4 protein-coding genes and 1 pseudogene are annotated in these 4043 nt (G+C 51.5%); 2 read left to right on the top strand and 3 right to left on the bottom strand.

The features are described 5' to 3' along the window. Both H5U36_09485 and H5U36_09480 read right to left on the bottom strand, forming a co-directional pair. Positions 1 to 857: hypothetical protein (locus H5U36_09485; protein ID MBC7218341.1), on the bottom strand; the 857-nt coding region annotated here is incomplete at its 3' end. 35 nt (positions 858 to 892) lie between these two features. Then, a complete protein-coding gene (locus tag H5U36_09480; GenBank protein ID MBC7218340.1) occupies positions 893 to 1633 on the bottom strand; it encodes a GntR family transcriptional regulator in 741 nt (246 codons plus the stop codon). Positions 1634 to 1837: 204 nt separating this feature from the next. On the opposite strand from H5U36_09480, the pseudogene H5U36_09475 reads away from it, so the two are divergent. Both H5U36_09475 and H5U36_09470 read left to right on the top strand, forming a co-directional pair. Continuing rightward, a pseudogene (locus H5U36_09475) lies at positions 1838 to 3143 on the top strand (helix-turn-helix domain-containing protein). Continuing rightward, entirely contained in the window at positions 3100 to 3375 is a 276-nt protein-coding gene (locus tag H5U36_09470) for a 30S ribosomal protein S20 (protein MBC7218339.1), read from the top strand. The pseudogene H5U36_09475 and the gene H5U36_09470 overlap by 44 nt, the downstream one beginning before the upstream one ends. Here the strand turns inward: H5U36_09470 and H5U36_09465 are convergent. Continuing rightward, on the bottom strand, positions 3347 to 4009 hold the full coding sequence (locus tag H5U36_09465; protein ID MBC7218338.1) for a hypothetical protein: 663 nt from the start codon (positions 4007 to 4009) through the stop codon (positions 3347 to 3349). The genes H5U36_09470 and H5U36_09465 overlap by 29 nt on opposite strands. Positions 4010 to 4043 lie beyond the last annotated feature (34 nt).

Genomic DNA, 4043 nt, shown 5'->3' with positions numbered 1-4043 from the left:
ATCATAACGGGGGAAGGAATGGGGGAAAGGAGATCAATTCCTCTAAGTACAATCTGAGCAAGCACGCCCGCCATAAAACTGTCGCCGCATCCTGTAGTATCCACTACAGGCACGGCAAAACCTTCAACTTCTACAAATTCACCTTGGCTCCAGAAGCACGATCCCCGCCTACCTAATGTAACCACTAAGTTAGGAACACCCTCACGGGCAAGGATTTCTATTCCTTTCTCAAGGGAACTCGCTCCAGTAAGGAAAAACAGTTCCCTCTCGTTAAGCTTTATGAGTTCCACCCGAGGAGCAATTTTAAAAATCATTCGCCGAGCTTCATCTGTATCTTCCCACAGAGAGGGGCGGTAGTTCACATCAAAAGAAAGAAAAACTCCCTGGCTTCTGCAAAAATCGATGCTCCTCAAAAGCGCTTCTTTCGTCGGCCCACCGGTAAGGCTCAGAGAACCAAATTGGAATACTCTGCTTCTCCGGAGAAGCTCAAAAGCGACTTCTTCTTGGGAAAGCATCATATCCGCTCCAGGATTTCGGAAGAAGAGAAACTCCTGAGTTTCTTCGCTGGGCAAGGCGATAAAAACGCAAGTAGTGCGTACTCTGCGATCAAAACGCAAACCATCTACATTAACCCCTTCACGCCCTAAAGCCTTAGCGAGGACATGGCCAAAGGTATCGTCCCCCACTTTGCCTATGAAGGCACTCGGTAACCCAAGTCGTCTAAGGGCAATAGCAACATTTGCCGGAGCCCCTCCTGGAACGGGAAAGAAAGCCGACACATGCTCGAGGGAAACACCCTTTTCCAAAGGAAAGAAGTCAATAAGTAATTCCCCAAAACACGTCACGAATTCAGCCACTAGAGGCCTTTCCTCCTCAATTCGGGTGCCTGTACCTACCCTTGAAGTTCGTTGTAGAGGACATACCGATCTCCCCTGTAGAACTTACGGAGATACTCTACAGGCCTATCGTACTGGTCAAAAGAAACCCGCTCTATGTAGAGAAGGGGGGCATTATTCTCGATCTGGAGAAGGCGTACCAAGTTCCTTGGAGCAGCGATGGCCCGAATAGTCTCTTGTGCCCTCTTGAGGTAAATGCCATATTCCTTCGCCAGTGTTTCACGAAGCGGTATCTTGGAATAATCGTGACGCTCTAAAACTCCTGGACATAGTCTATGGATAAGATGTGCCTCTTCAACGCTCAATGGTTCGTCATTCGCTAGTCTCAGCCGGTCCAAACGAGCAACCTCCTCACCAGGTTGAATACCAAGCTTCTCAGCAATTTCTTGGGGTGCTTCAATAATGCCTGAAAAGATGACCTTAGTCTTTGGGACAAGACCACGCTGAAGCATGTCCTCGGTAAAACTCAAAATACGATGAATATTTTGTTCAATAGACGGAGCCTGAACAAAGGTTCCCTTCCCCTGCTTTCTCTGCAGAAGGCCCTCCCTGCAGAGAAGATCTAACGCCTGGCGGATGGTCGTGCGGCTTACCCCAAACCTCTCCATAAGCTTGGGTTCGGGCGGTAGGAGATCCCCCGGTTTCCATTCCCCAGTAAGAATAGCTGCCCGCAGCGCCTCGTACACCTGCTGGTAGAGGGGAAGCTTAAACGCAAAGCGAATTCCCTTTCTCTGCACTCTCGGCCCACTCCTTTTTCTGGTAAAATAGTAACATTGCTACGTTACGATGTCAAGTGTGTGTTTAGGTTCACATGTAGATCGACCAGAGTTTCGTTCACAGTACTTCAAGAAGCTCAAGGAGGTATTGCAAAGGGTGGGTATCCCTGGGGTATCATCAGTGTGGAAACAAAAGAACACCCCGAAAGGAGGAACACCCACCCCATGACATTATACCAGCAACTCCAGAACTCCGGTAACCCACAGGCAGCAGTACAGGCGGTGATCACCCTCCTTGAGAGCCATACTCCCCAGGAGGTAGCTCGAATCCTTGGCATCTCTTCTTCCTTGGGTGTACACCCTGAGGAAGAGGTACCGGGAAGGAGGAGGTAACCTCAAAGCCTGCATCCGAAAGAGGGGTCCCCGAAACCCCATGCCCAATCGCACCCCCTTGCACCTTGAGCACATTGTGGTGCAAACTGCAGAGAGCACCAACTTTGGACCTCAGAGATTACACCGCATCCTCAAGAGGAACCTGGGGATTTCTATTCCCCCTGGAACGATACGAAATATCCTCTCCCGCTACCAGGTGAGATGCAAGAGGTACCAGGCAGCCAATGGAGGGAAGAGGTACCGGGTGAACTTTGAGGCCTTCCAACCCCTTGAGTTCTGGCAGATTGATGCCAAGGATATTGCCGACCAGAAGGCTCTTCCTTCCTCAGCCTATGCAGCCATCTTCGAGAACAAACTCCCCCGGTACCAGTTCACCGCTATTGATGTGCGAACCAGGATTCGCTTCTTGGCCTATGCGAAGGAGCTCTCCTTTTTGAATGGCCTCACCTTCATGCTCCTTCTTGTTTTCTGGTTGAAAGCTTTGGGGGTGCAGGGGAGGCTCTTCTTCCAGACCGACAATGGGGTGGAGTTCGGGGGTCTGGGGAACTCGAGAAAGAGAATCCTCATGGAGAAGTACATCTTCAACCCCCTGGGAGTGACTCTCCTTTCGACTCCCCTCGGGGAGAAGAAGGTGAACACCTTTGTGGAGCGTTCCCACCGAACTGATGATGAGGAGTTCTATGCCCTGAATCTTGCTCGGGTGACTTCCAGGAAATCCTTCCTTGCCATGGCACAGCGCTGGGTCCTCTACTACAACTTCACCCGTCCCCATATGGGGAGGGAGATGCAGGGGAGGGCTCCCATGGAGGTTCTCTCATCTTTGAGGAAAGGGACCAGTCCTGTCCTGGGAGCTTTCCCGGTGCTTGTTCTTGACCGGGTATCCTCGCACCTCTCCAGGTTATGGGATATCTCCCGTATCCCCTGGGATAACTCACCTAAGAACAAGAAGGAGGGACTTGTGAACGAAACTCTGGAACATTACACCGGGGAGAATTTTCCCATTTCAGGATCCTCGAGGGTCTCACAGGTTGCAAAATTCCTCCTCCCCATGCTACAATTGGCATTGCTTTATCCTTGGAGCAAGGGGTGGAACAATGCCGAACACGAAATCAGCGCTCAAGAACCTCCGAAAAAGTGAAAAGCGCAGATTGCGGAACAAAGCCGTTAAATCGGCGACCAAAACGTACATCAAGAAGTTCCTGAAGCTCCTTGAAGCCGGAAACATCGAGGAAGCCCGAGCGTTCCTCAGCGAAGTCTACAAGCGGGTCGATATGGCGGTGAGCAAGGGAGTATTCCATAAGAACAAGGCGGCCCGTATCAAGTCACGACTCGCACAGAAGCTCAATCGGCTCCTCTCCCAGGCTGCGTGATCCCAACCACAAGGAGTGCGCACCAGAGCTTGAGATCAACGCTTTGAGTTTTTAAGAGTCTGTCTGCCGCCCTGAGGCTTGCAAGGGCGCTCAGGACGTCGGATGGACTGAAGTGTTTTTTCATTCTCTCTACTTTCTTCGCTTCGAAGGGATTCACACTCTTCCCCTGCCAGAGATCCCTCTCTATCTCCTTTGCCTCATAGAGCTGGGCAAAGAGCCGAAAGCGCCTTGCGAGATTGGCCACAAGAAGAGAGGGAGGGAACTGTTGCTCCACCAGGCGATACACGTACTGAAGGGCAGAAGGAGTGTCCCTCTCGCTCAAGGCGTCGAGGAAGCGGAAGAGAAGAACTTTCTCATTCCTCATGAAGAAGGCCTCAACCGCGCTCCTTGACACTCTTTCTCCTTTGAACTCCTCGAGGAAATCCTCGATATCCCCTCGCTGGAGTTCGCACTCCAGGGTAAACTGGAAGAGGGTCTCCCGCGTTTCCTCGTCAAGAGTAAGACCAAGGCGGGCCTCCTCCTCTTTCAGGAAACGAAAGAATGCCTCCCGATCCTCTGCCACCACGATCCAGGGAAGACCAAGGGAAGAAGCCCCCCGAGACATCTCGGGAGAAATAAGGAAAAAGAAGAACACCCCACCGTACCTGGGTGCCTCTTGTGCTATTTCG

The sequence above is a fragment of the Candidatus Caldatribacterium sp. genome (assembly GCA_014359405.1).
GTDB lineage: Bacteria > Atribacterota > Atribacteria > Atribacterales > Caldatribacteriaceae > Caldatribacterium > Caldatribacterium oleiphilum.
The sequence above is the reverse complement of the archived record's forward strand: the minus strand, read 5'-3'. Positions and strand labels throughout refer to the sequence as shown.

Excerpts from the sequence above, each read along its gene's own strand:
- H5U36_09470 (MBC7218339.1), top strand. The coding sequence starts at position 3,100 with ATGCCGAACACGAAATCAGCGCTCAAGAACCTCCGAAAAAGTGAAAAG.